Annotated in this window: 26 protein-coding genes; 19 read left to right on the top strand and 7 right to left on the bottom strand. The window is 70.8% G+C overall.

Annotation, left to right across the window (positions count from 1 at the left end):
* Positions 1 to 502 precede the first annotated feature (502 nt).
* Complete coding sequence (locus tag ACZ7M7_RS23565) at positions 503 to 1,135, top strand: VOC family protein (protein ID WP_472119999.1); 633 nt, start codon at positions 503 to 505, stop codon at positions 1,133 to 1,135.
* A gap of 32 nt (positions 1,136 to 1,167) precedes the next feature.
* Here the strand turns inward: ACZ7M7_RS23565 and ACZ7M7_RS23560 are convergent, their stop codons facing one another.
* The gene (locus ACZ7M7_RS23560; protein WP_472119997.1) at positions 1,168 to 2,220 is read right to left on the bottom strand and encodes a sigma-70 family RNA polymerase sigma factor; all 1,053 of its coding nucleotides are present in this window, start codon (positions 2,218 to 2,220) and stop codon (positions 1,168 to 1,170) included.
* A 722-nt stretch (positions 2,221 to 2,942) separates the two neighbouring features.
* Here ACZ7M7_RS23560 and ACZ7M7_RS23555 point away from each other — a divergent pair.
* Positions 2,943 to 3,350: a VOC family protein gene (locus tag ACZ7M7_RS23555; RefSeq protein WP_383603939.1), complete on the top strand. Its 408-nt coding sequence runs from the start codon at positions 2,943 to 2,945 to the stop codon at positions 3,348 to 3,350.
* Here the strand turns inward: ACZ7M7_RS23555 and ACZ7M7_RS23550 are convergent.
* Positions 3,327 to 4,019 (bottom strand): helix-turn-helix domain-containing protein, encoded by a 693-nt coding sequence (locus ACZ7M7_RS23550; protein WP_472119995.1) that lies wholly within the window; start codon positions 4,017 to 4,019, stop codon positions 3,327 to 3,329. The genes ACZ7M7_RS23555 and ACZ7M7_RS23550 overlap by 24 nt on opposite strands.
* A 69-nt stretch (positions 4,020 to 4,088) precedes the next feature.
* Positions 4,089 to 5,069 carry an AraC family transcriptional regulator gene (locus tag ACZ7M7_RS23545; RefSeq protein ID WP_472119993.1) on the bottom strand — a complete coding sequence of 327 codons (981 nt, stop codon included), beginning with the start codon at positions 5,067 to 5,069 and terminating at the stop codon, positions 4,089 to 4,091.
* 80 nt (positions 5,070 to 5,149) lie between these two features.
* Between ACZ7M7_RS23545 and ACZ7M7_RS23540 the strand changes: the two genes are divergently transcribed.
* Positions 5,150 to 6,001: an NmrA family NAD(P)-binding protein gene (locus tag ACZ7M7_RS23540; protein WP_383603948.1), complete on the top strand. Its 852-nt coding sequence runs from the start codon at positions 5,150 to 5,152 to the stop codon at positions 5,999 to 6,001.
* A 17-nt stretch (positions 6,002 to 6,018) separates the two neighbouring features.
* Here the strand turns inward: ACZ7M7_RS23540 and ACZ7M7_RS23535 are convergent, their stop codons facing one another.
* Positions 6,019 to 7,161: a YihY/virulence factor BrkB family protein gene (locus tag ACZ7M7_RS23535; protein WP_472119991.1), complete on the bottom strand. Its 1,143-nt coding sequence runs from the start codon at positions 7,159 to 7,161 to the stop codon at positions 6,019 to 6,021.
* Positions 7,162 to 7,297: 136 nt separating this feature from the next.
* Here ACZ7M7_RS23535 and ACZ7M7_RS23530 point away from each other — a divergent pair, with 136 nt between their 5' ends.
* The 15 genes from ACZ7M7_RS23530 to ACZ7M7_RS23460 all read left to right on the top strand — a co-directional run bounded on the left by ACZ7M7_RS23530 (position 7,298) and on the right by ACZ7M7_RS23460 (position 22,196).
* A complete protein-coding gene (locus ACZ7M7_RS23530) occupies positions 7,298 to 8,932 on the top strand; it encodes an acyl-CoA dehydrogenase family protein (RefSeq protein WP_472119989.1) in 1,635 nt (544 codons plus the stop codon).
* 360 nt (positions 8,933 to 9,292) lie between these two features.
* Complete coding sequence (locus ACZ7M7_RS23525; protein ID WP_472120271.1) at positions 9,293 to 10,582, top strand: GAF domain-containing protein; 1,290 nt, start codon at positions 9,293 to 9,295, stop codon at positions 10,580 to 10,582.
* A gap of 144 nt (positions 10,583 to 10,726) precedes the next feature.
* On the top strand, positions 10,727 to 12,016 hold the full coding sequence (locus tag ACZ7M7_RS23520; RefSeq protein WP_383603956.1) for a hypothetical protein: 1,290 nt from the start codon (positions 10,727 to 10,729) through the stop codon (positions 12,014 to 12,016).
* Between the two features lie 70 nt (positions 12,017 to 12,086).
* Positions 12,087 to 12,659, top strand: coding sequence for a GNAT family N-acetyltransferase (locus tag ACZ7M7_RS23515; protein WP_472119987.1), 573 nt, complete (start codon positions 12,087 to 12,089; stop codon positions 12,657 to 12,659).
* A 126-nt stretch (positions 12,660 to 12,785) separates the two neighbouring features.
* A complete protein-coding gene (locus ACZ7M7_RS23510; protein WP_349817346.1) occupies positions 12,786 to 12,869 on the top strand; it encodes a putative leader peptide in 84 nt (27 codons plus the stop codon).
* A gap of 126 nt (positions 12,870 to 12,995) precedes the next feature.
* Positions 12,996 to 14,693 (top strand): nitrite/sulfite reductase, encoded by a 1,698-nt coding sequence (locus ACZ7M7_RS23505; RefSeq protein WP_472119985.1) that lies wholly within the window; start codon positions 12,996 to 12,998, stop codon positions 14,691 to 14,693.
* Positions 14,690 to 14,869: a hypothetical protein gene (locus ACZ7M7_RS23500; RefSeq protein ID WP_314205404.1), complete on the top strand. Its 180-nt coding sequence runs from the start codon at positions 14,690 to 14,692 to the stop codon at positions 14,867 to 14,869. Before ACZ7M7_RS23505 ends, ACZ7M7_RS23500 begins: the two co-directional genes overlap by 4 nt.
* A complete protein-coding gene (locus ACZ7M7_RS23495; RefSeq protein ID WP_383603962.1) occupies positions 14,866 to 15,576 on the top strand; it encodes a phosphoadenylyl-sulfate reductase in 711 nt (236 codons plus the stop codon). Before ACZ7M7_RS23500 ends, ACZ7M7_RS23495 begins: the two co-directional genes overlap by 4 nt.
* 3 nt (positions 15,577 to 15,579) lie before the next feature.
* Positions 15,580 to 16,158 (top strand): adenylyl-sulfate kinase, encoded by a 579-nt coding sequence (gene cysC / locus ACZ7M7_RS23490; RefSeq protein WP_383603965.1) that lies wholly within the window; start codon positions 15,580 to 15,582, stop codon positions 16,156 to 16,158.
* Positions 16,155 to 17,102, top strand: coding sequence for a sulfate adenylyltransferase subunit CysD (gene cysD, locus ACZ7M7_RS23485; protein WP_383603968.1), 948 nt, complete (start codon positions 16,155 to 16,157; stop codon positions 17,100 to 17,102). The genes cysC and cysD overlap by 4 nt, the downstream gene beginning before the upstream one ends.
* Positions 17,103 to 17,104: 2 nt before the next feature.
* On the top strand, positions 17,105 to 18,439 hold the full coding sequence (locus ACZ7M7_RS23480) for a sulfate adenylyltransferase subunit 1 (RefSeq protein WP_328878430.1): 1,335 nt from the start codon (positions 17,105 to 17,107) through the stop codon (positions 18,437 to 18,439).
* 208 nt (positions 18,440 to 18,647) lie between these two features.
* The gene (locus tag ACZ7M7_RS23475; RefSeq protein ID WP_472119979.1) at positions 18,648 to 19,748 is read left to right on the top strand and encodes an aliphatic sulfonate ABC transporter substrate-binding protein; all 1,101 of its coding nucleotides are present in this window, start codon (positions 18,648 to 18,650) and stop codon (positions 19,746 to 19,748) included.
* 36 nt (positions 19,749 to 19,784) lie between these two features.
* Positions 19,785 to 20,573 carry an ABC transporter ATP-binding protein gene (locus ACZ7M7_RS23470; RefSeq protein ID WP_383622988.1) on the top strand — a complete coding sequence of 263 codons (789 nt, stop codon included), beginning with the start codon at positions 19,785 to 19,787 and terminating at the stop codon, positions 20,571 to 20,573.
* On the top strand, positions 20,560 to 21,450 hold the full coding sequence (locus tag ACZ7M7_RS23465; RefSeq protein ID WP_383603978.1) for an ABC transporter permease: 891 nt from the start codon (positions 20,560 to 20,562) through the stop codon (positions 21,448 to 21,450). Before ACZ7M7_RS23470 ends, ACZ7M7_RS23465 begins: the two co-directional genes overlap by 14 nt.
* A gap of 5 nt (positions 21,451 to 21,455) precedes the next feature.
* Positions 21,456 to 22,196, top strand: a complete 741-nt coding sequence (locus tag ACZ7M7_RS23460; RefSeq protein WP_427839331.1) for a sirohydrochlorin chelatase — start codon at positions 21,456 to 21,458, stop codon at positions 22,194 to 22,196.
* Positions 22,197 to 22,204: 8 nt separating this feature from the next.
* On the opposite strand, the gene ACZ7M7_RS23455 is transcribed toward ACZ7M7_RS23460, so the two are convergent.
* From ACZ7M7_RS23455 to ACZ7M7_RS23445, 3 genes are read right to left on the bottom strand one after another with little or no spacing between them, the layout of a single operon-like run.
* Positions 22,205 to 23,245 (bottom strand): ketopantoate reductase family protein, encoded by a 1,041-nt coding sequence (locus ACZ7M7_RS23455; protein ID WP_472119976.1) that lies wholly within the window; start codon positions 23,243 to 23,245, stop codon positions 22,205 to 22,207.
* A gap of 2 nt (positions 23,246 to 23,247) precedes the next feature.
* Positions 23,248 to 23,619, bottom strand: coding sequence for a nuclear transport factor 2 family protein (locus ACZ7M7_RS23450; protein WP_472119973.1), 372 nt, complete (start codon positions 23,617 to 23,619; stop codon positions 23,248 to 23,250).
* A complete protein-coding gene (locus ACZ7M7_RS23445) occupies positions 23,612 to 24,157 on the bottom strand; it encodes a DUF1697 domain-containing protein (protein ID WP_472119970.1) in 546 nt (181 codons plus the stop codon). The genes ACZ7M7_RS23450 and ACZ7M7_RS23445 overlap by 8 nt, the downstream gene beginning before the upstream one ends.
* Before the next feature lie 325 nt (positions 24,158 to 24,482).
* Here ACZ7M7_RS23445 and ACZ7M7_RS23440 point away from each other — a divergent pair, with 325 nt between their 5' ends.
* Positions 24,483 to 26,750, top strand: coding sequence for an MMPL family transporter (locus ACZ7M7_RS23440; RefSeq protein ID WP_472119967.1), 2,268 nt, complete (start codon positions 24,483 to 24,485; stop codon positions 26,748 to 26,750).
* Positions 26,751 to 26,832: the final 82 nt, after the last annotated feature.

Here is a 26,832-nt window from a genome sequence, read left to right as displayed (position 1 = left end):
GGGTCGCCCTGCATGGGCCGGTGTTCGGGGTCGCCGGGTGCAGGATACGGGGGTCGGCCCCCAAGTGGCGGGTGCTGAAGCAGGTCGTGAACGGCATGGGGCTGGAGCGGCCCCGGTGCCGGCCCAACGCACCTGGGACCCGCGCGCCGACCACACCCGCTCCCCCGACCTGAGCCTCGTCCTCGATCCGGACCCCCGCGGACGACGGCCCGACGGCGGAACGCCCCACGGCAGGGCTGCGGGACTTCGCGTACCGAGGCGTGCGCTTCCCCGCCGACGTCCGCCATGACCCGGAGCGGGCCATGCACACGCCGGGCGGCCGAGAAGTTCCGGGCGCTGGAGTGTGCCGACGAGGCGCGGGTGGCGGGACGGGAGTTCAGATCTGAAGATCCATCCGACCCTGCTGGAGGACGGCACGATCATCCACGCCGAGTGACGCTTGCCCTCCCGCCGGCGCACAGGTGTTCCTTATCGCGCGCCGCTCTGCGTAGCCTCGGCTGCGATGAACGCCATTCCCGCGCTCCTTGACCATCTCGTCCTCGCGACGCCCGACCTGTCCGCCACGGTCGCCGACTTCGCCCGCCGCACCGGCGTGACCCCCGCCCCGGGCGGCGTGCACGTCGGGCTCGGCACCCGCAACTACCTGGTGTCGCTGGGCGGCATGAGCTACCTGGAGATCATCGGGCCGGACTCCGAGCAGTCCGCGCCCGGCGGGCCCCGCCCCTTCGAGGTCGACGGGCTCACGGCCCCGCGCACGGTCACCTGGGCGATCAGCCCGCCCGACCTGGACGCCGCCATCGCCGCCGCCCGGGGCCGGGGCTACGATCCCGGCCCGGCGCAGTCGATGAGCCGCCGCAGACCCGACGGCACCCTCCTGGAATGGCGGCTCACCGACGGCGACGACGCCCACCCCTCCGGCCTCGTGCCCTTCCTCATCGACTGGAGCGCCACGGTCCACCCCACCGCCTCGGACCTGCCCACCACCCCCCTGCTGTCCCTGTCCGCGAGCGCCCCCGAGCCGGACGAGATCCGGCCCCTGCTGTCGGCCCTCGGCACGGACCTCGACCTGACGACGGGCCCGGTGGGGATCACTTTCACGGTGGACACGCTTCTGGGACCGGTGACCTTCGACTGAACCCCGCACGGGACGAAGACCGGGCCCACCGATCACGACTCGGCTACAGACGGCAGACCGAGAGCACCTGCCAAGGATCGTTTCGCCCGGTGGACCTGGCTGCGGACCAGCGCCTCGCTCACCCCCAGTAGAACTGCGGTCCTGCTGGTCGAATATCCCAGGACGTACTTCATGACGATGACGTCGAACTGGTTGGGCGGAAGCTCCGCAATGGCCGAGTAGAGACCGAGCGACTCCTCGAAAGTGGAGAACCTTTCACGGGCTGCTGCCATCGCGGCCCGCACCGGATTCAGTCCCGACCCCCGGCCGGGTGGGGACACTCGGCGCCGCACCTCCGCCCAGACCGCCGACTCCATACGCTCGGAGCCCAGATAGGACGACCATTTGCCGAGGATCGTGACCCACGCGGCGTGCACCGCGTCCTCGGCGAGGCGGCGATCGCCGTAGACCAGCTCGGCGTAGGCCACGTAGGCGGGGTGATACATCACGTAGAAGGCCTGGAAGTCCGGGGGGATCGGTTTCGACGGTCCTACCGGTAGATGCGCTGTCTCAGATACGCCCGGAGGGTCGTCGGCCTCCGTATGCCCGTCGGCATCGCCGCCGCGCTCCTCCCCGGGCTGCTCATCCACCTCGGCATCCGCTTCCGGTGATTGCGAGTGCTCTTGAGGAGGCTCGACCCGTCCCGGCCCGGAGTCGCCGGTCTCATGCTGTGTCTGCTCTCCGAGATGAGCGCGGAGCTGGGCCATCTCGGTCTGCAGCGAGTCGAGTTGGAGCCGCAGGCGCCGATTCTCACTGAGTACGGACCGTAACGCAGCGCGCCACTCGGTGAGCTCGTTCGGGTCCTCCAGCTCGTGCGTCCCGTCCTGGCGTGGGATCAAGGCGTCCAGTGCCGCCTTGACGCGGGCGGCGCGTGTCTCTTCGTCCGGTGAACAGACGTAGGCCACCGCCTCGATGAACTCCCGGGTTGGATTGACTCCGGCCAGTCGATCCCCGATCGTCGAGCGCGCCGGAAGGCTCCGGCCGGGAAAGTGGTCCAGGGTGAATCCTCGCCGGAGTGCGGCAAGGTCTACGCCGGCCTCGTCCATCCAGGCGCGCATGAGCCTGGCAACGGCGTTGCATTCGGCGGACCGGCCCCGCAACGGGCCCCACGGGCGGGTCTTCCTCCCCGTGCGCTCCTTCGCCGGGGGAAGGGCGCACGACGGTGGAAGGGAGGGCGTCACCTCTGGTGCCGTTGCGAGGAGTCGTCCCCAGTGAGCCCGGGCTCTCCGACCGGCGGCCGGCTCCCTGGCGCTCCGGGCGGTCCGTCGTGGAATCCAGCGGAGTCCACCCGTGGCGGCTCCCCGGCGCGGATCGCCGACGCCCCTGTGCTCATCGTGGTCATCGCCGTCACCCCGATCGCGACGACGGCGAGCGGAGTGCCCACAAAGGCGGAGGCATCCGCGACCGGCACGCCGGTGATCAGTAGCGCGATCCATACCGCCAGAGAGGCCCCGGACAACACCGTCAACAGGACGAGGATGCGACGTCGGGTGAGGTGTGGTCTCGGCACGGGCGGTTCCCATCGTGTGCGGCATCGACGAACTGCGTGAAGCCGTCGGCGCGGGCCGGTGGGCTTCGGGGGGCAACAGCCTGCCGGTGGCGCCGCGTTGGCCTCAACCGGATCCGAGTTGTCCGGCGGACAAGGTTCGTTGATCCCGGACAACTGCCAGAGCACACTCACCCCGGCGCACACCCAGGACACCCGCCGGTCGAGGAGGAGTCCGATTCCTTCAAGACCGGCCGGCTCCGGCGTGCCTACGGTGACCGCATGACTCCACGATTCGATGCCATCGGCCTGGTCGTCTCCGACATGGCCGCCTCTGTCACCTTCTACCGCCGCCTCGGGTTCGCGTTCCCCGCGGGCGCCGAGAGCGAGCCGCACGCCGAGGCCGAACTGCCGGGCGGGCTGCGGCTGCTGCTCGACACCGAGCAGACGGTGCGGTCCTTCCTCCCGGAGTGGCAGCCACCCACGGGCGGCGGCCGTCACTCGCTCGCCCTGCGGTGCGACGACCCGGCGGAGGTCGACGCGGTGTACGAGGACCTGGTGGGCGCCGGTTACCACGGCGAGCTCAAGCCGTGGGACGCCTTCTGGGGCCAGCGGTACGCCTCCGTCCACGACCCGGACGGCAACGGCGTCGACCTCTTCGCGCCGCTAGCCGCCGCTCCGGCCGAGTAGCTCACCGAGCGGCAGGCCCGCCAACTCCTTGACGTCCCGCGCCAGATGAGCCTGATCGGCATACCCCGCCCGGACGGCCGTCTCCGCGAAGGCGACACCGTTTCGAGCCAGTTCGAGCGCGCGTTGCAGTCGCAGGATCCGCGCCAGCGTCTTGGGGCCGTACCCGAACGCGGCCAGGCAGCGACGGTGCAACTGGCGGGCGCCGTAGCCGAGTTGGTCGGCGGTGGCGGAGACGGGGCGGCCCGAGTCGAGGGCGGTGACGACCTGCCGTAGCAGCGGGTCCGGCCGCTCCGCGTCGGCGGCCCGCTCCAGCGCCACGTCCTCGAGCGCGGTCACCGGGTCGGCCGAGGCCTCGATACGGGCACGCAGCCGTCGTACCTCCGAGGCCGGCCACAGGTCCGCGAGGTCGACTCGCCGGTCACGCACTTCGTGCGCGGGCACCCCGAGAAAGCCGGGCGCGGTCCCCGGGTAGAACCGCACGCCCGCCCAAGCGGTCGGCTCGTCTCCGGTGACGTACGCACGGGTGTCGGGCCCGGCGACGAGGAGCCGCCCGTCGTTCCAGAGCAGATCCATGCACCCGTCGGGCAGCACCCGCCCCGCACGGGGCTCACCGGGGGTGTTCGTCCACACGACGGCACCAGGCAGCCGGGACGCGCGCTCCGCGTACATAGAGGCGAGGCTACGCCGCAACGCCTTCAGGGGCGCGGGCTGTGTCGGTCTGCGGCTCTGCCAGGTGCCCTACCCCACGACGACCCGGCCCCGATGCTCCTGCGGACTCAGCCCGTAGACCCTCTTGAACGCACTGGAGAGCGCAAACGCACTCCCGTACCCGACCCGCCGCGCAATCGCGTCCAGCGTGTCGTCGGTGTCACGCAACGCGTCCGCCGCGAGCGCGAGCCGCCACCCCGTGAGGTACGTCATCGGCGGCTCCCCCACCAGCTCGGTGAAGCGCCGGGCCAGCGCGGCCCGTGACACTCCCGCCTTCGTGGCCAGCGTGGCGACCGTCCAGGGATGCGCGGGGTCGTCCTGGACGAGCCGCAGCACGCGGCCGACCACGGGGTCGGCGAGCGCCGCGTACCAGGCGGGTGCCGCGGCCTCCGGGCGGGAGAACCAGGCCCGGAGCGCGGCGATGACCAGCAGGTCGAGCAGCCGGTCCAGGACGACCTCCTGGCCGGGCTCGTCGCGGACGATCTCCTCCATGAGGTACGGCGTGAGGGGGCAGTCCCACACGTCGGCGGTGAGGGCCAGCAGCGGCGGCAACGCGTTCAGCAGCCGCCCGCTGACCTCGCCCTGCCACAGATAGGTGCCGATCAGCATCACGGCCGAGCCGTCGAGCCGGTCGCCCCAGGTGCGCACGCCGAGATCCATCGAGCCGTTGAGGGAGCGGCCGTCGGGGTAGCGGCACTCGGCGCCCGGCAGGATCAGGGCCTGGGGTGCGGTCCCGGGGTCGTCGGCGCAGACGTAGGGGTCCGGGCCCCGGGCGATGGCGAGGTCTCCGGGGCGCAGCCGGAGCCTCCCCCGCCCTTCGGCCGGGGGGACCCCCATCTCGCTTCGCTCGCCCTGGTCCGGGATCACCCAGGCGTCGCCGCGGACCATGACCATGACGGTGAGCGGGGCGCGGTCCTCGACGCGGATGGCCCACGGCGGCTCGAAACACGCACGGATCATGAAGGCGCCACGCGCGCGTGGGCCCTCCAGTAGGCCGGCGAGAGCGTCCATGGCCTCAGCGTAGACGTCCGCGCATGGGAATGAGCCGTTCGGCGATGGGCTGTTGGGGCGCGCGCCAGTTGACTTGAGGCATGACGGAAAACGCAGCCGACAAGGCGAACACGCAGCGGATGACGGTAGTGGTGACCGGTGCCTCGGGTCGTACCGGGAGCCGGGTTGCGGAAGCGGCGCGCGGGGCGGGGCTGACGGTACGGGCCGCCTCCCGCGCGCAGGGCTTCGACTGGGAGAACCCGACGACGTGGGCGGAGACCCTGCGCGACGCGGACGCGGCGTATCTGATGTACCCGTCCGACGTCGGCTCCCCGGCGGCGGCGGAGGGCGTCGGCGCGCTCGCGCGGGAGGCGGTCGGGCTCGGGGTGCGGCGGCTGGTGCTGCTGTCGGCACGCGGTGAGGACCAGGCACTGCCGACCGAGGAGGCGCTGAGGTCGTCCGGCGCGGACTGGACGATCGTACGAGCCACGTGGTTCGCGCAGAACTTCAGCGAGGGGCCGCTGGTGGAGGGGATGGTCCACGGGGAGCTGGTCTTCCCGGCGGGCGAGGTGAAGGAGCCGTTCGTCGACGTGCGCGACATCGCGGACGTGGTGACGGCGGTGCTGACGTCCGGCGACCGGTATGTGGGGCGGACGCTGGAGCTGACCGGGCCGCGGTTGCTCTCATGGCGGGAGGCGGTCGCGGAGATCTCCGAGGCCACGGGCGGCACGATCACGTACACGCCGGTCCCGACGGCGGCCTACGGCGAGGCCCTGGAGGGTTTCGGAGTGCCGCCCGAGGAGGTGGAGCTCCTGGTCGAGGTCTTCGAGACCCTCATGGACGGCCGCAACGCCCATGTGACGGACGACGTCCGCGAGGTGCTCGGCCGCGCGCCGCGCGACTTCACCGACTTCGCGCGGGAGGCCGCGGCGGCGGGGGCGTGGAAGGCCTGAGGCCCCGCCCTTCGGGCCTATCGGTCCTCCGGCTTGTGGGGCGGATGCGTGTGAGTGCTCTTCACATGCGTCCGCAGCCGCGACGAGAGGTCCTCCGGCGGCAGGAAGCGCGACCAGCGCTCGGGGAACTCCGACGGCATGTCCGGGTCGTCGGGGTCCTGCTCCCGGCTCGCGGCGTGGCGGGCCACGTACTCGGCGACCTGGGCCTCGCGCATCCGCTCGTTCGCGGCGCGGGCCGCGGCCGTCGCGGCGGCCGGCCAGACCCGGTCGATGGCGGCGTTGACCGCGGCCCCGACGAGCACGGCGAACGCGGACACGCCGATCCACAGCATGACGGCGACGGCGGCGGCCAGTGAGCCGTAGATCGACGCCCCCTCGATGGTGCTCGTCAGGTAGATGCGCAGCAGGAAGCTGCCCAGCACCCACATGCCGAGGGCGACCAGCGCGCCGGGCACGTCCTCGATCCAGGGTGAGCGGACCGGCACGGACACGTGGTAGAGCGTCGTCAGGAACGCGATCGACAGGACGATCACGACCGGCCAGTACAGGACCTGCACCAAGGTCTCCGACCACGGCACGATCCGCACCACCGCGTCCGGCCCCGCCACCATCAGCGGCAGCGCCACCGAGCCGATAAGCAGCGCCGCGAGGAACAGCAAGAACGCCACCAGCCGGGTCTTGACGATGCCGCGGACGCCGTCGAGCCCGTACATCACAGTGATCGTGTCTATGAAGACGTTCACCGCGCGCGACCCCGACCACAGGGCGAACAGGAAGCCGACGGAGATCACGTCGGGGCGGCCGCCGTTCATCACGTCGTCCAGGATCGGCTGGGCGATCTGGCGCACGCCCTTGTCGGACAGGACGGTGCGGGAGGCCTCCAGGATGTTGGTCTCCACGCTGGTGATGGTGTCGGTGCCGGTCCAGTCGTCGACGTAACCGAGGAGGCCGATGAGGCTGAGGAGGAGTGGGGGCACGGACAGCAGCGTGAAGAACGCCGCCTCGGCCGCGAGCCCCAGGATGCGGTACTCGATGCAGGAATTGACGGTGTCCTTGAGCAGCAGCCAGGCGGTCCTGCGCTTCGACACGTTCCGGTAGAGGGCACGTGCCCGATGGAGACGGCCGGAGGGCCGCTGGGGGGATTCACTTGCTGGCTGCACGACCTAAAGGTATCCGCCGTACGGGGGCGCACTGTCCGCGGCGCCGGGTGCACGCCCTCGCCACCTGCCCGATCCTGCGCGCCGGTGCCGTGTCAGGCTGGATGTCAGCGTTCTGCGGAGGGGTAGGTTCACAGTCATGGCAGGCAGCTCGCACACCGTGACCAACCAGCCGCCGCCCCTGGTCGGCTACGACGCCTACACCACCGATCGGGCCCTGAGCTCGGCCGTCGAACGTCATCTCGCGCCTGAGCTGCTGGACGAGGTCCGGGGCGAGCTGTCGGGGCTCGGCAGGTCCTGTGGATCGGCGCAGGCGCAGGAGTGGGGGGCGCTGGCCAACGCGAACCCGCCGACGCTGCGCAGCCACGACCGCTACGGCCACCGCATCGACGAGGTCGACTTCCACCCGTCCTGGCACCGGCTGCTCGGCAAGGGCGTCGCGGCGGGCCTGACCGCGGCCTGGGTGCGGCCGGGCGGGCATGTGCGGCGGGCGGCCGCGTTCCTGTTGTGGACGCAGGTCGAGGCCGGCAACTGCTGCCCGCTGTCCATGACCCATGCGGCGGTGCCCGCGCTGCGCACCGACCCCGAGCTCGCCGCCGTGTGGGAACCGCGGCTGACGTCCATGATCTACGACCGTGAGCTGCGGCCGGCCCGGCTCAAGGCGGGTGCCCTGTTCGGGATGGGCATGACGGAGAAGCAGGGCGGCAGCGACGTCCGGGCCAACACGACGGCCGCGCGTCCCCTCCCCGACGGGGAGTCGTACGAGCTGACCGGGCACAAGTGGTTCTGCTCGGCACCCATGTCGGACGGGTTCCTCGTGCTGGCGCAGGCACCGGGCGGCCTCACCTGCCTTCTCGTGCCGCGTGTGCTGGAGGACGGCTCGCGCAACGTGTTCCGCATCCAGCGGCTCAAGGACAAGCTGGGCAACCGCTCGAACGCCTCCAGCGAGGTCGAGTTCGACGGGACGTGGGCGCGCCGGGTCGGTGAGGAGGGGCGCGGGGTGCGCACCATCATCGAGATGGTGGCCGCGACCAGGCTCGACTGTGTGCTGGGCTCGGCGGGGCTGATGCGGCAGGCGGTCGCGCAGGCGATCCACCACTGCACGCACCGCGAGGCGTTCGGCGGGAAACTCGTCGACAAGCCGCTCATGCGCAACGTCCTGGCCGACCTGGCCGTCGAGTCCGAGGCGGCGACCACCCTCGCCCTGCGGCTCGCGGCCGCTTACGACGACGGCGGCGAGCAGGAGCGGGCACTGCTGCGGATCGCGGTGCCGACCGCCAAGTACTGGGTCACCAAGCGGTGTACGCCGCTGACGGTCGAGGCGTCCGAGTGCCTGGGCGGCAACGGGTACGTCGAGGAGTCGGGGATGCCCCGGCTGGTGCGGGAGTCGCCGCTGAACTCGATCTGGGAGGGGGCGGGCAACGTCCAGGCGCTGGACGTCCTGCGGGCGTTGCAGCGGGAGCCGGCGGCGTTCAACGCCTATCTCCAGGAGGTCGGCAAGGCACGCGGCGCCGATCACCGGCTGGACGCGGCGATCAAGGGCCTGCTGACCGAACTGGCCGATCTCGAGGGCATCGAGGCCCGCGCGCGGCGCCTGACGGAGCGGCTCGCGCTGGTCCTGCAGGGTTCCCTGCTGGTCCGTTACGCACCACCCGAGGTCGCCGACGCGTTCTGCGCCTCACGGCTGGGCGGCGACGGCGGCGCGGCCTTCGGCACGCTGCCACACACCCTGGACCTGGCGTCGATCGTGGATCGGTCCAGGCCGCAGGCCTGATCGAGGGGCGCGGGGCCGTGTCGATATGCGGCTCCGCCGCGTGGGCGCGACCAGCCACAACCGGCCCGCAGACGCTGACGAACCTGCAAGGGCATCCCCGTGGGCGCAACGGCCCAACCGTCGGAGACAGGGGTGGTGCTGCGCCGACACGGCACCACCCCTGCGCTTGGCCCGTTCGAGGCCACGAACGCCGCTCGGGACGGCGTTGCTCAAGTCTCAATCAGGCCAGAGCGGTCCACCAGGGTTGCAAGGGGTTGCAACTTGTTGGCGACTGTGTGCGGAGTGTGTCCCTCCGCGAATGTCGGGCGGCACTATGAGACACACAGTCAAAACGTGGACGAGTCGAACCGGGAGGGACCCTTGGCGCTCTCGCCGACGGACGTGACACAGCTGGCCGTCGTGGACTCCGGGCGGGCCGCGCGGGTCCTCAGCGAGGTCCGCGCGGCCACGCTCGCCGGACAGCGCGCGCCCGTCGCGCCGCGCCCGGTGATCGAGCAGTCCTGGGACCGGATGCTGCGCAGCGGTGTCGATCCGGACCACGACGCCCGGTCCGGGCTGCTGTCCCGCGAGGAGGTGCAGCGGCGCCGGGAGACCACCGCGCTCAAGCATGTCCTGCCGGTGCTGCGCGAGGGTCTGCTGGCGGTCGCGGACATCGCCCACCACATCATGGTCGTCGCCGACGACGAGGGCCGGGTGCTGTGGCGGGAGGGCAACGCCTCCGTGCTGCGCAAGGCCGACAGTCTCGGGTTCGAACTCGGCGCCGACTGGCGGGAGAGCGTCGTCGGGACGAACGGGGTGGGCACGCCCGCGGTGGTGCGCCGGCCCGTGCAGGTCTTCGCCTCAGAGCACTTCCAGCGCTCCCAGACCTCCTGGACCTGCACGGGCGCCCCGATCACGGATCCGCGGGACGGCCGGCTGATCGGCGTGGTGGACGTCAGCGGCCCCCTGGAGACCATGCATCCGGCCACGCTCGCCTGGGTCGACTCGGTGGCCAAGCTCGCCGAGGCCCGGCTGCGGGAGCTGCATCTGAGCTCGCTGGAGCGGTTGCGCGCGGTGGCGGCGCCGGTGCTGGCGCGGCTGCCCGGGCGGGCCCTGGTGGTGGACCGGGACGGCTGGACCGCCGCGGTGAGCGGGATGCCGTACGCGAACCGGATCGCGCTGCCCAAGTCCCTGTCGCCGGGCCGACGGTGGCTGCCGCCGCTCGGCCTGTGCTCGGTGGAGCCGCTGGCGGGCGGCTGGCTGCTGCGGGCCTCCGAGGAGCCGGTGCCGCCGGGGGCCACGCGGATCGTGCTGGACCTGACGCAGCCGCGCCGCTGGTCGGTGACGGTGTCCGGCAGTGCGGGCTCCTGGAGCCATGAACTGAGTCCCCGGCATGCCGAGTTGCTCTATCTGCTGGCCCTGCACCGGACCGGCCGCAGCGCGGCGGGGCTGGCGGAGGACGTGTTCGGCGACCCGGGCCGCACGGTGACGGTGCGTGCCGAGATGTCGCGGGTACGGCGCTATCTCGGGGGCTTTCTGGAGCACCGGCCGTACCGCTTCCACGAGGACACCGAGGTCGAGGTGCTGCTGCCCGACGACCCGCGCGATCTGCTGCCGTATTCGACGGCGCCCGCGGTGGTGCGCGGCCGGATCTCGGCCGATCTGCCCTGACTGGCGTGTGTCTTCCGCATATTTACGGGGTCTTAGTCCGCAAGCGTGCCCATCTGCCGTAGCATCCCTGTACGGGCCGCCCCACCTGCTCCTTTGGTCAACGCACAGACCAATGGCCGCAGTTGGCCCGCCTCGGGAGGTTTGATGAAGCACCGCGGCAGACACCGTCGACGCAAGCAGGGGCGTGCGCTGCGCGCGTTCCTCGCCGGCACCGCCCTCGCGCTCACCGCAGCCGCCACGATGATCAGCGCCTCGCAGGCCACGGTCGGTGACAACCCCGGGGCTCTGGAGCCTCTCACCAGGGCCGCCGACACCCGCGCGCTCCGCCTCCAGGAACAGCTGGTGCCGCAGGCCACCCTCGACGAACTCGCCGCCGGGATGGGCAAGCCGGTCGGCGTCCGTGCCGTCCTGGAAACCGCCGACCGCAGCCTGCGCCCCGCGGACGGCTGTACGGCCGGCCGGCGCACCGCGTTGCCGGTCGCGCCGACGGCCTCGCGCGCGTACTGCTGGGACGCCGCCGACACCCGGGCCTGGCGGGCGGGGGCGGTCACCACCTCCGGGGACGCCGACGACGACGGCTGGTGGAACGACAACCGGGTGCTGCTCTCCGGCTGGAGTCAGGGCACCGCCGACCAGGGTCTCGCCCGGGTCGCCTTCGTCGACGCGAACGACCTGGCCCGCCTGCGGTACGCGTCGGTCCTCCTCGTCGTCCCGGTGGACGGTGGCCGCGACTACCGCGCCCTGAGCTCCCGCCTCTCCGGGATGGTCTGGTACCAGGACAAGCTGCTGGTCACGGCCGCCGACGGGCTGTACGTGTACGACATGAACCGCGTCCAGCGCACCACGGTCGACAGCACCGCGGTGGGCCGCGTGGACGAGGGCTGGTCGGCCCACGGCCACCGCTTCGTCCTGCCGGCCGTCGGCTCGTACCGACTGACCGGCGGGAGCGCAGCCCCGCGCCTCGGCGGCATCTCCCTGGACCGCAGCACGGCACCCGACAGCCTGGTCGCGAGCGAGTGGACCGCCGCCGACAGCGACAGGCCCGCCCGCCTGTGGCGCTACGACTTCAGCAAGGACCCGGCCCGCCCCGGCCTGCCGGCCGTAGACGCGACCGGAGCCGTGCGCACGGTCGAGGCGTACCGGACGGAGGCCTCCGGTATCGAGGGGGTCCTGTCGCACCGGGCGTCCGGAGCGGACCGCTCCGACTGGTACCTGGGCCGCGCGCCGGCCCCCACGGACCGCCACGGCAGCCTCTGGCGCCAGGACACCGAGGGAGCGGAGGCAACTCGCTGCGGCGAGGAGAGCGCCCCCCGCTGCTGGGGCGCCCAGGCCGGTCCCCTGTCCTACTGGGAGGCGACGGGCGACGTCTGGTCCCAGTCGGGCCGGATGCTGTTCGCGGTGCCGCTGGAGTCGATCGACGAGGCGCTGGGGTAGCCACCCGGCAGGGGCGGCCCGCGTGGACGCCGATCGACAGACCCTGCACCCGGATGATTCCCTGGCCGTCATGACCCACATCCCCGTGACCACCTGGTCCCTGGAGCAGAACTCCCCCGCCGACCTCCTCCCGGCCGCCGCCCCGGACGGGGATGTACGGATCGTGCGGGCCGAGGTGCCCTCTCCCGAGTTCAGCCGGTTTCTGTACGCGTCCGTGGGCGGGGACATCCGGTGGATCGACCGGCTCGGCTGGACGTATGCGCAGTGGCAGGAGCATCTGGAGCGTCCGGGTGTCGAGACGTGGGTGGCCTACGACCGCGGGACGCCGGCGGGGTACGTGGAGCTGGAGGCGCAGGGCGACGGGGTCGTGGAGATCGTCTACTTCGGCCTGATTCCGGCCTTCCGCGGACGGCGGATCGGTGGGCATCTGCTGGCGTACGGCGCGGCCCGCGCCTGGGACCTGGCGGAACGCCGTCCGGAGCTGGACCGGACGAAGCGGGTGTGGCTGCACACCTGCAGCAAGGACGGGGAGCACGCCATGGACAACTACGTGCGCCGCGGCTTCACGCTCTTCGACACCAAGGTCGAGGAGGAGGCCGAGGCGGCCACGCCCGGACCGTGGCCCGGGGCGTACCCTGGCTGAGCTGGGCAGAAACGGCCGATACGGGCCATGTGACCGACGACACCCTTGTCTCACTCTACGGGACAAGGGTGTCCGCATGTCGGACGAAGCTGGACTGTGTCCAGATCGCCATGCCACGCTTCCGTCATGTCTGGAACTGGAATTGCCTTGGTGAGTCGGCGGCACGTCGACCTCGGCCGCATGTCCAGCGCCATCTGTCCGGTGCGCTGACAGCCTCGCAGCGCCCGACATCTCCCTCTTTTCGCCATTCCCGCGCAACGACGCGCTCCTATGCCCATGCGCCCGTACGCGCAGGTCAGAGCCGCATTCCCGCCTGTCCCGAAGGACGTAACCACCATGGCCGCCACCCCGCAGAAGCCTGCCGCCGCGACTCCCCGCCGCAAGGTGAGCCGTCACCGCGGTGAGGGCCAGTGGGCCGCGGGACACTTCACCCCGCTCAACGGCAACGAACAGTTCAAGAAGGACGACGACGGTCTCAATGTGCGGACACGCATTGAGACGATCTACTCGAAGCGCGGCTTCGACTCGATCGACCCCAATGACCTGCGCGGACGTATGCGCTGGTGGGGCCTCTACACCCAGCGCAAGCCCGGGATCGACGGCGGCAAGACCGCGATCCTGGAGCCGGAGGAGCTGGACGACAAGTACTTCATGCTGCGCGTCCGGATCGACGGCGGCCGTCTCACCACGCAGCAGCTGCGGGTGATCGGTGAGATCTCGGAGGAGTTCGCGCGCGGCAGCGCGGACATCACCGACCGGCAGAACATCCAGCTGCACTGGATCCGCATCGAGGACGTGCCGGAGATCTGGGACCGGCTGGAGGCCGTCGGTCTGTCCACCACCGAGGCCTGCGGCGACTGCCCGCGTGTCGTCATCGGCTCGCCGGTCGCCGGTATCGCCGAGGACGAGATCATCGACGGCACCTGGGCGATCGACGAGATCCACGACCGCTACATCGGCAGCAAGGAATTCTCCAATCTGCCCCGCAAGTTCAAGACGGCGATCTCCGGTTCCCCGCTCCTCGACGTCGTCCACGAGATCAACGACGTGGCGTTCGTCGGTGTCGAGCACCCCGAGCACGGCCCCGGCTTCGACCTGTGGGTCGGCGGCGGCCTGTCCACCAACCCGAAGATCGGCGTCCGCCTCGGCGCCTGGGTGCCGCTGGAGGAGGTGCCGGACGCCTGGGCGGGCGTGATCGGCATCTTCCGGGACTACGGCTACCGGCGTCTGCGTACGCGCGCCCGTCTGAAGTTCCTGGTCGCCGACTGGGGCCCGGAGAAGTTCCGCCAGATCCTCGAGGACGAGTACCTGGGGCGCAAGCTCGTCGACGGCCCCGCGCCGGCCGAGCCGACGGAGCGCTGGCGTGACCACGTCGGGGTGCACCGGCAGCAGGACGGCCGTTTCTACGTCGGTTTCGCGCCGCGCGTCGGCCGCGTCGACGGTGCCACGCTGACGAAGATCGCCGAAGTGGCGGAGGCGCACGGCTCGGGCCGGGTGCGGACCACCGTCGAGCAGAAGATGATCGTCCTCGACGTCGAGGAGGCGCAGGTCGATCCGCTGGTCGAGGCCCTGGAGGCGCTGGACCTGACGGCCAGGCCGTCCGCCTTCCGGCGCGGCACCATGGCCTGCACCGGCATCGAGTACTGCAAGCTCGCGATCGTCGAGACCAAGGCGCGCGGCGCCGCCCTGATCGACGAGCTGGAGCGCCGGATCCCGGACTTCGACGAGCCGATCACCATCAACCTCAACGGCTGCCCGAACGCCTGCGCCCGTATCCAGGTCGCGGACATCGGTCTCAAGGGGCAGCTGGTCCTGAACGACGAGGGCGAGCAGGTCGAGGGCTACCAGGTGCACCTGGGCGGCGCGCTCGGTCTGCAGGCCGGGTTCGGGCGCAAGGTGCGTGGCCTGAAGGTCACGTCCGACGAGCTGCCCGACTACGTCGAGCGTGTCCTCAAGCGCTTCCAGGACGAGCGCGAGGACGGCGAGCGCTTCGCCACCTGGGTCACCCGCGCGTCCGAGGAGGCCCTCTCATGAGCGAGCGGGCCGCCCCCTTCTACTGCCCCTACTGCGGCGACGAGGACCTCCGTCCGAGCGAGCAGGGCCACGGCGCATGGGAATGCGCGGCGTGCAACCGCGCATTCCAGTTGAAGTTCCTCGGGCTGCTCGCCCGGGGCCTTCAGCACAACGACGCAGGGGGAGAGGAGATATGACCGCGATTCAGGAAGAGCGCACGACAGAGGACCTCAAGGCGCTCGCCGAGCAGGCGGGCCGTGATCTGGAGGACGCATCCGCGCTGGAGATCCTCCAGTGGGCGGCCGACACCTTCGGCAAGCGCTTCTGTGTGACCTCGTCGATGGAGGACGCGGTGGTCGCCCACCTCGCCTCCCGCGCGATGCCCGGCGTCGACGTCGTGTTCCTGGACACCGGCTACCACTTCGAGGAGACCATCGGCACCCGCGACGCGGTCGAGGCCGTGATGGACGTCAACGTCATCACGCTCACCCCGCGCCGGACGGTCGCCGAGCAGGACGCGCAGTACGGGCCCAAGCTGCACGACCGCGACCCCGACCTGTGCTGCAAGCTGCGCAAGGTCGAGCCGCTGGAACGAGGCCTCAAGGACTATGTCGCCTGGGCGACCGGGCTGCGCCGCGACGAGTCGCCGACCCGGGCGAACACCCCGGTCGTCGGCTGGGACGACAAGCGCCGGAAGGTGAAGATCTCCCCGATCGCCCGCTGGACCCAGGACGACGTGGACGCGTATGTCACCGAACACGGTGTCCTGACCAACCCGCTGCTGATGGACGGTTACGCCTCCGTCGGCTGCGCCCCCTGCACCCGCCGGGTCCTTGAGGGCGAGGACGCGCGCGCCGGCCGCTGGGCGGGCAACACCAAGACCGAGTGCGGGCTGCACGGCTGACCCATGACTGAGCTTTCTACGTTTCCTGCGAATGGGGAGAACCACGTGACGAGCGGAGCCACCGTCTGGCTCACGGGTCTGCCGAGCGCCGGCAAGACCACCATCGCCTACGAACTGGCCGGCCGGCTCCGCGCGGAGGGCCACCGCGTCGAGGTGCTCGACGGCGACGAGATCCGCGAGTTCATCTCGGCGGGCCTCGGCTTCAGCCGCGAGGACCGGCACACCAACGTGCAGCGCATCGGTTTTCTGGCCGAACTGCTCGCGCGCAACGGCGTGAAGGCGCTCGTCCCGGTGATCGCGCCCTACGCCGACAGCCGCGAGGCGGTGCGCAAGCGTCACCAGGAGAACGGGACGCCGTACCTCGAGGTGCACGTGGCCACGCCGGTCGACGTGTGCTCGGTCCGCGATGTGAAGGGCCTGTACGCCAAGCAGGCCGCGGGCGAGCTGACGGGTCTGACCGGGGTCGACGACCCGTACGAGGCACCCGAGTCGCCCGACCTGCGCATCGAGTCCCAGAACCAGACCGTCCAGGAATCCGCGGGCGCGGTCCACGCGCTGCTCACCGAGAGGGGACTGGCATGACGACGACCGTTGCCACGGTCAAGGGAGGCGAGGACGGTACGGACTCCCCGTACGCCCTCTCCCACCTGGACGCGCTGGAGTCCGAGGCCGTCCACATCTTCCGTGAGGTGGCGGGTGAGTTCGAGCGGCCGGTGATCCTGTTCTCCGGCGGCAAGGACTCCATCGTCATGCTGCACCTGGCGCTGAAGGCGTTCGCGCCGGCGGCGGTCCCGTTCACGCTGCTGCACGTCGACACCGGGCACAACTTCCCCGAGGTCATCGAGTACCGCGACCGCACGGTCGAGAAGCACAACCTGCGGCTGCACGTCGCGTCGGTGCAGGACTACATCGACCGGGGGGTGCTCAAGGAGCGCCCGGACGGCACCCGCAACCCGCTGCAGACGGTGCCGCTGACGGAGAAGATCCAGAGCGAGCGGTTCGACGCGGTCTTCGGCGGCGGGCGTAGGGACGAGGAGAAGGCGCGGGCCAAGGAGCGCGTCTTCTCGCTGCGGGACGAGTTCTCGCAGTGGGACCCGCGCCGCCAGCGGCCCGAGCTGTGGAACCTCTACAACGGCCGTCACGCGCCCGGCGAGCACGTGCGCGTGTTCCCGCTGTCCAACTGGACCGAGCTGGACGTATGGCAGTACATCGCCCGCGAGGGCATCGAGCTGCCGGACATCTACTTCGCTCACGAGCGCGACGTGTTCGCCCGCAACGGCATGTGGCTGACCGCCGGCGAGTGGGGCGGGCCCAAGGACGGCGAGACCGTCGAGAAGCGGCTCATCCGCTACCGCACCGTCGGCGACATGTCCTGCACGGGCGCCGTGGATTCGGACGCGGTGACCCTGGAGCAGGTCATCACCGAGATCGCCGCGTCCCGGCTCACCGAGCGCGGCGCCACCCGCGCCGACGACAAGATGTCCGAGGCCGCGATGGAAGACCGTAAGCGCGAGGGGTACTTCTAAGCATGAGCACGATCACGACCGAGGAGCTCTCGGCCACCACCCTGCTGCGGTTCGCGACGGCCGGTTCGGTCGACGACGGCAAGTCGACGCTGGTGGGCAGGCTGCTGCACGACTCCAAGTCGGTGCTGACCGACCAGCTGGAGGCCGTGGAGCACGCCTCCCGCAACCGCGGCCAGGACGCCCCCGACCTCGCACTGCTCACCGACGGCCTGCGCGCCGAGCGCGAGCAGGGCATCACCATCGACGTGGCCTACCGCTACTTCGCCACACCCCGGCGCCGGTTCATCCTCGCCGACACCCCCGGCCACGTGCAGTACACGCGGAACATGGTCACGGGTGCGTCCACGGCGGAGCTGACGGTGATCCTGGTGGACGCCCGTAACGGTGTCGTCGAGCAGACCCGCCGGCACGCCGCGATCGCCGCGCTGCTGCGGGTGCCGCACGTCGTGCTCGCCGTGAACAAGATGGACCTGGTCGACTACCAGGAGTCGGTGTTCGCCGCCATCGCCGAGGAGTTCACGGCGTACGCCCTCGAGCTGGGTGTCCCGGAGATCACCGCGATCCCGATCTCGGCTCTGGCCGGCGACAACGTGGTGGACCCGTCCGCGAACATGGACTGGTACGGCGGCCCGACCTTCCTGGAACACCTGGAGACGGTGCCGGTCAGCCACGACCTGAGCCACTGCCACGCGCGGCTGCCCGTGCAGTACGTGATCCGGCCGCAGAGCGCCGAGCACCCCGACTACCGCGGCTACGCCGGGCAGATCGCCGCCGGTTCGTTCCGGGTCGGCGAGTCGGTGACGGTGCTGCCGTCGGGCCGTACGTCGAAGATCTCCGGTATCGACCTGCTGGGCGAGCCCGTCGACATCGCCTGGACCACCCAGTCGGTGACCCTCCTGCTGGAGGACGACATCGACATCTCGCGCGGTGACCTGATCGTGCCGGCCAAGGACGCGCCCGCGACCACGCAGGACATCGAGGCCACCGTCTGCCATGTCGCCGACGCCGCGCTGACCGTCGGCCACCGGGTGCTGCTCAAGCACGGCACCCGCACGGTCAAGGCGATCGTCAAGGACATCCCGTCCCGGCTCACGCTCGACGACCTGTCCCTGCACCCGCACCCCGGACAGCTCGTCGCCAACGACATCGGCCGGGTCAAGATCCGCACCGCCGAGCCCCTGCCCGTCGACTCCTACGCCGACTCCCGCCGCACCGGCTCGTTCATCCTGATCGACCCCAACGACGGCACGACGTTGACCGCGGGCATGGTCGGCGAGTCGTTCGCCTCGCCGGAGCCGGTCAAGGACGAGGCCGACGACGACGGGTGGGACTTCTGACATGAAGCCCCTCGACTACTTCTCCACGTTCGCCAAGGAGGGCGGCCGCGTCGGTAGCGGCGCCCTCGGAAGCGGGCAGGGCGGAGTGCCGCGATGTGTGCGCTGACCTGCGTGCACCGTATGCGCGCCGCTCCGGACGAACCTGCCGACTCCCCGGCCACGACCTGAATCGGGCGTGAGCGCCGGGCCACCGAGAGGAACACCTCCCGTGCCTGCCACCCCCGCCCTGCGACGGACCCTCGCCGTCCTGGCCGCACTGCCGCTGCTGGCCCTCGCAGCCTGCGGCTACGGCTCGCAGGCCAAGGAGAACACCGAGCAGGCCATCGCGGGGGCGCCCAAGGTCGACGGCCTGGACTCGGTGAAGATCGGCTACTTCGGGAACCTCACCCATGCCACCGCGCTGGTGGGCCGGCACGAGGAGCTGTTCCAGAAGGAGCTGGGCGGCACGACGGCGGAGTACGCCACGTTCAACGCCGGTCCCTCGGAGATCGAGGCGCTGAACTCCGGCTCCATCGACATCGGCTGGATCGGCCCGAGCCCTGCGATCAACGGCTACATCAAGTCGGGCGGGAAGAACCTGCGGGTCATCTCGGGGTCGGCGTCGGGCGGGGTGAAGCTCGTGGTCAACCCGGAGAAGGTCAAGTCCCTGACGGACGTCAAGGGCAAGAAGATCGCGACGCCGCAGCTCGGCAACACGCAGGACGTAGCGTTCCTCAACTGGATCTCCGAGCAGGGGTGGAAGGTCGACGCGGAGAGCGGCCAGGGTGACGTCTCGGTCGTCCGCACCGACAACAAGATCACGCCGGACGCCTACAAGTCCGGCTCGATCGACGGCGCGTGGGTGCCCGAGCCGACCGCGTCCAAGCTGGTCGCCGAGGGCGGCAAGGTGCTCCTTGACGAGGCCGACCTGTGGCCCGACAAGAAGTTCGTGATCACGAACGTGATCGTGTCGCAGAGCTTCCTGAAGGAGCACCCGAAGGCCGTGGAGGCCGTCCTGCGCGCCTCGGTGAAGACCAACAAGTGGATCGACGCGAACCCGGACAAGGCGAAGGCCGCGGCGAACGCGCAGCTCAAGGCCGACACCGGCAAGCCGCTGCCCGCCGACGTGCTCGACCCGGCATGGCAGTCCATCCGGGTCACCGACGACCCGCTCGCGGCCACGCTGAACACCGAGGCCGAGCACGCGGTCAAGGCGGGTCTGCTGCAGAAGCCGGCCCTGACCGGCATCTACGACCTGGCCCCACTGAACAAGGTCCTCAAGGCCGAGGGCGAGCCCGAAGTCGACGACGCCGGCCTCGGCGTCAAGTAACCACCGCACCCGATGAGTTCACAGGAGGTGACGACCATGGCAACCGCCCTCGCCAAGGCCGCCGACACGGTTACGTCCGTGGAGCAGGCCGCGCGTATCGAGCATGTCTCGAAGTCCTTCGCCGGCCCCGCCGGGCAGCAGCTCGTCCTCGACGACATCACGCTCGATGTCGCACCCGGCGAGTTCGTCACCCTCCTCGGGGCATCCGGCTGCGGCAAGTCGACGCTGCTCAACCTCGTCGCCGGACTGGACAAGCCCAGCGCGGGCGGCATCACGACCGACGGCCGCCCGGCGCTGATGTTCCAGGAGCACGCGCTCTTCCCGTGGCTGACCGCGGGCAAGAACATCGAACTCGCCCTCAAGCTCAGGGGCGTACCCAAGAACGAGCGCCGCGAGCGCGCCGAGGAACTCCTCGAGCTCGTCCGCCTCAAGGGCGCGCACGGCAAGCGGGTGCACGAGCTGTCCGGCGGCATGCGCCAGCGCGTCGCCCTGGCCCGCGCGCTCGCCCAGGACAGCAAGCTGCTGCTGATGGACGAGCCGTTCGCCGCACTGGACGCCATCACCCGTGACGTCCTGCACGACGAACTGACCCGCATCTGGCGCGAGACGCAGGTCTCCGTCCTGTTCGTCACGCACAACGTGCGCGAGGCGGTCCGCCTGGCCCAGCGTGTGGTGCTGCTGTCGTCGCGGCCCGGCCGGATCGCCCGGGAGTGGACGGTGGACATCCCGCACCCGCGTCGTATCGAGGACACCGCGGTCGCCGAGCTGTCCGTCGAGATCACCGAAGAACTGCGTGGGGAGATCCGCCGCCATGGCCAGCACTGAGACGACCGTCAAGGACGGCAACGATCTCGCCGGACTCGAAGCCGGCCTGGACGCCCTGGAGACGGTCCAGACGGGCCGGACGCCGTTCCGGAAGACCCTGACACAGAAGGTCCTGCCGCCCATCGCCGCCATCGCCCTGGTGCTGGTGGTCTGGCAACTGCTGATCTCCACCGGCGTCGCGGACGACCCGACCAAGCTGCCCTCACCGTCCGACGTGTGGGGCGAGCTGCGTGAGGCGTGGCTTCAGGGCACCCTCCACGAGTACATCTGGACGTCCGTCTCACGCGGCCTGCTCGGCTTCCTGCTCGCCCTCGCGATCGGCACCCCGCTCGGTCTGCTGGTGGCACGGGTGCGGTTCGTGCGGGCGGCGATCGGGCCGATCCTGTCCGGTCTGCAGTCCCTCCCCTCGGTCGCCTGGGTACCGCCCGCGGTGATCTGGCTGGGCCTGAACGACAAGATGATGTTCGCGGTGATCCTGCTCGGCGCGGTCCCCTCCATCGCCAACGGCCTCGTGTCGGGCGTCGACCAGGTGCCGCCGCTGTTCCTGCGTGCGGGCCGCACCCTGGGCGCGACCGGGCTCAAGGGCACCTGGCACATCGTGATGCCGGCCGCGCTGCCCGGTTACCTGGCCGGCCTGAAGCAGGGCTGGGCCTTCTCCTGGCGGTCTCTCATGGCCGCGGAGATCATCGCCTCCTCCCCCGACCTCGGTGTGGGGCTGGGTCAGCTGCTGGAGAACGGCCGCAACACCAGCTCCATGTCCATGGTCTTCTTCGCCATCCTCCTCATCCTGATCGTCGGCATCGCCATCGACCTGCTCATCTTCAGCCCACTGGAGCGGTCGGTACTGCGCAGCCGCGGTCTGCTGCCAAGGAGCTGACGCCTGTGTTCACGAAGCCGGTTCTTCTCGTCATCGCCCACGGCAGCCGCGACCCGCGGCACGCCGCGACGGTGCATGCCCTGGTACGGCGGGTGCGCTCGCTGCGCCCGGACGTCCGGGTGGAGACCGGCTTCCTGGACTTCAACATCCCCTCCGTGCAGGGGGTGCTGGAGTCACTGGCGGCTCAGGGCGTCCGTGACGTCGTGGCCCTGCCGCTGCTGCTGACGCGCGCGTTCCACGCGAAGGCCGACATCCCCGCGGTGCTGCGGGACGCGCCGCCCCAGCTGCGGATCCGCCAGGCGGAGGTGCTGGGCCCGTCGCCGCTGCTCATGGCGGCGTTGGAACGGCGTCTGTACGAGGCGGGTCTGACGCCCGCCGACAAGTCCTCGACCGGGGTCGTGCTGGCCTCGGCGGGGTCCACCGACCCGGAGGCGATCGCAGTGATCGCAGAAATCGCGCGGGAGTGGCGGCACACCGGTTGGTGCGCCGTGCGGCCTGCGTTCGCCTCCGCATCCCTTCCCCGCACCGAGGACGCGGTACGCGAGCTGCGGGAACTCGGCTGCGAGCGGGTGGCCGTGGCTCCGTACGTCCTGGCCCCCGGCTTTCTGCCCGACCGCATCGCGCGGGGCGCGGCCGAGGCGGACGTCCTGGCGGACGTGCTCGGCGCGGCGCCCGAAGTGGCACGGGTGCTGCTGGAACGGTACGACGCCGCGCGGGTGCCGGTGCTTGCGGCCGTCGGCGCCTGAGCCGGCCCTCAGCCGAAGAGTTCGGCGTCGTCGCCCGGTACCTGGACCGCCGCCTCGTCGGCCAACCGCACCAGCTCACCCACCGGCATCGACCCCGCCGCGCGTCGCTCGCGCGCGAAGGTGTTGGCGAGGCGTTGGAGGAAGTCGTTCAGCGGGGTCGGTACGCCGTGCAGGCGGCCCAGCAGGGCGATCTCGCCGTTGAGGTAGTCGGCCTCGATGGTGCCGGTGCCCCGGGCCAGGGACTGCCAGGAGGAGCCGCCGCCGCGCGGGGCGCCGTCGAGGGGGACGAGGGTGACCTTGTCGCCCCGTGCGGCCTGCTGTTCCTCGGCGCTCGTATACGGGATCCCCGCGACGTCGAGCACGGCCGCGCCCTCGGCCCGCACCCGCCGCAACAGCGCCGCGGCCTCCTCGCTGTCGGCGGGGCCGGTCACCGCCTCCAGGGCGTTGCCGAGGTTGGACAGCAGCTTGGCGTACTGCCAGCGCGCCACGTCCGCCACGACCGGTGCCTCGAAGTGCGCCTTCTCCAGGTCGGCGGCGATGAGGCGGGCGGTCTCATCGGCGCCGTGCGGGTAGCGGCCGAGATGGAGGATGCCGGTGAGGGGGCTGCCGGGCGCGGAGACGACGCCGGGTTCGACGTACGTCGACGGCAGCCAGACGCAGACGCCGTACACCCGCCGGAACACCCGCAGGGCGAGGCGCGGGCTCTCGACGCCGTTCTGAGCGCAGATCAGGGGCAGCCGCTCGGCCGCCGTTCCGCCGCCGGTGACCGCAGCGGGTCCCCACGTCCGCAGTGCGGCCGCGCTGTCCTGTGTCTTCACGGCGAGGACGAGGACGTCGTCGGGGCGGAGCTCCCCCAGCGCGGCCGGTCCGTCGGCGACCGGCAGCCGATGGGTCAGCTCCCCCTCGGGCACCCTGAGGCGCAGGCCGTGGTCCCGTAGGGCCTCGAAGTGGGCACCCCGAGCGACCAGCACGACCTCGTGCCCCGCGCCTGCGAGCCGTCCGCCTATGACGCCGCCGACGGCGCCTGCCCCGATGATGACGTAGCGCACGGTCACTCTCCCTCGGGGTCGAACGGCGTTCCCTGGTGGAAGTACATCTGCCATCCGTCGTCGGTTCGGCGCCAAAGCGAACTGCGGTGTGCGTGACCGCCGTTGTACTCCGTGTCGAAGGTGAGATGGACGACGTCGGGCGCCAGCTGGACGCCCTGTATCCCGGAGGTGACGACGTACCGGTGCGGATCGGTGTCCACGGGCACGCGGGACGTGGTCGACGCCCGGTCCCAGCGCCGTCCCGACGAACCGAACTCGTGGAACTCCGGGTGCAGCAGCGACCCGAGCAGTTCGGGCGAGCGGCGGACTTCGGGGTCCAGCAGCCTCAGTTCGCCCTCGATGGCGGCCTTCACGGCGGATTCGTGCTCAGTCACCGGTCATCTCCACAAGTTTTACGACCGTGTTCCAGTTACGGCTGGTGGCGATCAAACCCTTGTTGAGCCGGGGCCGCGACAGAATTTCGGCCAGCTTGGAGCGGCCCAGGCCGTTCGGGGCGTACAGGTACAGCGCGCGGTCGCCGAGGCGGAACTCCTCCGGTAGGTAGGCGGCCTGGTCGATCTCCGCGAAACGCTCGGCGTCGACCGGGGCGGAGCAGTAGGTGACGTGGAGCTGCTTGCCTTCCAACTCGGCTTCGGGGAAGGGGCAGTTGTCGGCGATGGCCCTCAGGTAGGCGTGGTCGCGCACGATCACGTCCACGGCGAAGCCGAACTGCTTCTCGATCGCCGACGCGAGTTCCACGGCCAAGGACTCCTCGTCGCCGTGGTCGGAGGTGAACACCGCCTGGCCGCTCTGGAGGTAGGTGCGTACGCCGTCGTGACCGAGGCCGGTCATCAGGGTGCGCAGGTCGGCCATCGGGACTCTTCTGCTGCCGCCCACGTTGATTCCGCGCAGCAGCGCCGCATACGTCGTCATCCGGCCACCTTAAGGCGATCCGGTCGGCGCCGAGGCGGCCGTCGTGCCCCGTGGGGGTGGGCACGATGGCCGCCCGGACCCGTAAGTTACTCATCGGTCAGCATCGAGCACAAGCTTTCAGCCCTGATCGTCACCCCCGACACCGCCGGATAGCTGTAGGGGACCCTCATCCTCCCCAGTGGGGAGGGCTCCCGGGCCAGGGGGATGAGTTCTGGCCTCTGCCTTTCACCGAGTAGCAGGAGGAGATGGCTTTATCCGGCCCATACCTTCGAAACGAAAGGAGGCGGCAGGGGGCCGCCACCGCAACCAAGGGGGCAAGCCCGTCATGGGGAACCGAGACACACGCGTGCGGGGCCTCGCCGCCCGCGCCGGCGGCTGGAGCGCCCGCCATCGATGGGCTGCCGTCGGCATCTGGGTGCTGTTCGTAGTACTGGCGATGGGCCTCGGTTCGGCGGCCGGCCGGGTCGACGTCAAGGACAGCGACCAGCTGAAGGGCGAGACGCACACCGCCGCCAAGATCATCGAGGACGCCGGGATCGAGGAGCCGGCCAGTGAGACCGTCCTGATTCAGGCCAAGGGCGGTTCGCTCAAGGCGACCGACAGCGAGTTCCGTACCGCCGTCACCGCGGTCGTCAAGGCGGTCGAGGGCACCGGCAAGGTCACCGACGTGACATCGCCGTACGACACGCAGACGATCTCGAAGGACGGGCGCAGCGCGCTCGTGCAGTTCGACATCCGCGGCGAGTCGGACACCGCGGGTGAGCGTGTGGAGCCGGTGCTGAAGGCGGTCGAGGACGTCCAGAAGGACCATGAGTCGCTGCGGATCGAGGAGATCGGCGGCGCCAGCATGATGAAGACGTTCGACGACGCGTTCGGGGACGACTTCCAGAAGGCCGAGTACTCCGCGGTGCCGGTGGCCCTCGGCATTCTGCTCATCGCCTTCGGCGCGCTGGTGGCGGCCCTGCTGCCGGTGCTGCTGGCGGTCACCGCGATCATGGCGACGATGGGCGTGATGGGCATCGTCAGCCATGTGATGCCGATGAGCGACACCGCGAACTCGGTGATGCTGCTGGTCGGTCTGGCCGTCGGCGTCGACTACTGCCTGTTCTATCTGCGCCGTGAGCGCGAGGAGCGCGAGGCCGGCCGGGACGCGCAGACCGCCCTGAGGGTCGCCGCCGCCACCAGCGGCCGCGCGATCATCGTCTCCGGTGTCACGGTGTGCGTGGCGATGGCGGGCATGCTGTTCACCGGTCTCGCCGAGTTCGAGGCGATGGGCCTGGCCTCGCTGATGGTCGTGGCGGTCGCCATGGTCGGTTCGGTGACGGTGCTTCCGGCGCTGCTGTCGCTGCTCGGCGAGCGGGTCGAGAAGGGCAAGATCCCCTTCCTGCACCCGCAGAGCAAGCTCCGCCGCAACCGGGGGCAGGGCAACCGCGAGAGCCGGTTCTGGACGGCCGTGCTGAAGGGCGTCCTCGCCCGGCCGGTGATCTCGGTCGTCGTCGCGGCGGGTGCGCTGCTCGCCATCGCGGCTCCGGCGGTCGGCATGAAGACCCAGAACCTCACGCTGGACCAGGAGTTCGGCGACTCGCTGCCGATCGTGCAGACGTACAACCGCGTCAACGAGGCCTTCCCGGGCGGTTCCGAGCCGGCCGAGGTGGTCGTCAAGGCTGACGACATCAACGCTCCCGAGGTGAAGTCCGCGCTCGCCGACTTCCGTGACCGGGCGATCAGTTCGGGTGCCTCTCGCGGCCCGGTCGAGATCAAGCTGCACGACGAGCAGAACGTCGCCTTCGTGTACGTCCCGCTGGTCGGCGGCTCCGACCTCGACAAGGCGGGCGCGAGCCTGGACAAGCTGCGCGACGCCGTGCGGCCCGCCACCCTCGGCAAGGTCGACGGCGTCGAGGCGCCGATCACCGGACAGGTCGCCGGTTCGAAGGACTTCAACGACCAGCTGGCCGGCGCGGTCGTCCCGGTGTTCGCGTTCGTCGTGGTCTTCGCCTTCGGGCTGATGCTGCTGTCCTTCCGCTCGCTGACGGTCGCGATCACCTCGATCGTGCTGAACCTGCTGTCGGTGGGTGCGGCGTACGGCATCCTCGTCGGCGTCTTCCAGCACGGCTGGGGCGCGTCGCTGGTGGGTGCGGAGGGCGTCGGCGCCATCGTCACCTGGCTGCCGCTGTTCCTCTTCGTGATCCTGTTCGGCCTGTCGATGGACTACCACGTGTTCGTGGTCTCGCGAATCCGCGAGGCGCGGCTGCGCGGCCGTACGACGAAGGACGCGATCCAGCACGGCGTGGTCACCACGGCCGGTGTCGTCACCAGCGCCGCGGTCATCATGGTCGCCGTGTTCGCGATCTTCGGCACACTGTCCATGCAGTCCATGAAGCAGATGGGCGTCGGCCTCGCGGCCGCGGTCCTCATCGACGCGACGATCATCCGGGGCGTCCTGCTCCCGGCGGTCATGGCACTCCTCGGCGAGCGCAACTGGTACCTGCCGAAGTGGCTGCACCGCCTGCCGGACCTCACGCACGACGAGGCGCCGGAGGTCGTGACACGAAGCGCGGCCCGGGACGACGAGGGCGAGCGCGTGCCCGTCTGATCTGCCCGGCCTGCCTGGCCTACGAGTGGGGCCCGTCGACTCCGGGGGAGTCGACGGGCCCTGCTGCTGCGGAGGGAACTGA

This window comes from Streptomyces sp. NPDC111606, from assembly GCF_055656945.1.
This window is presented reverse-complemented; position numbering and strand designations above follow the sequence as displayed.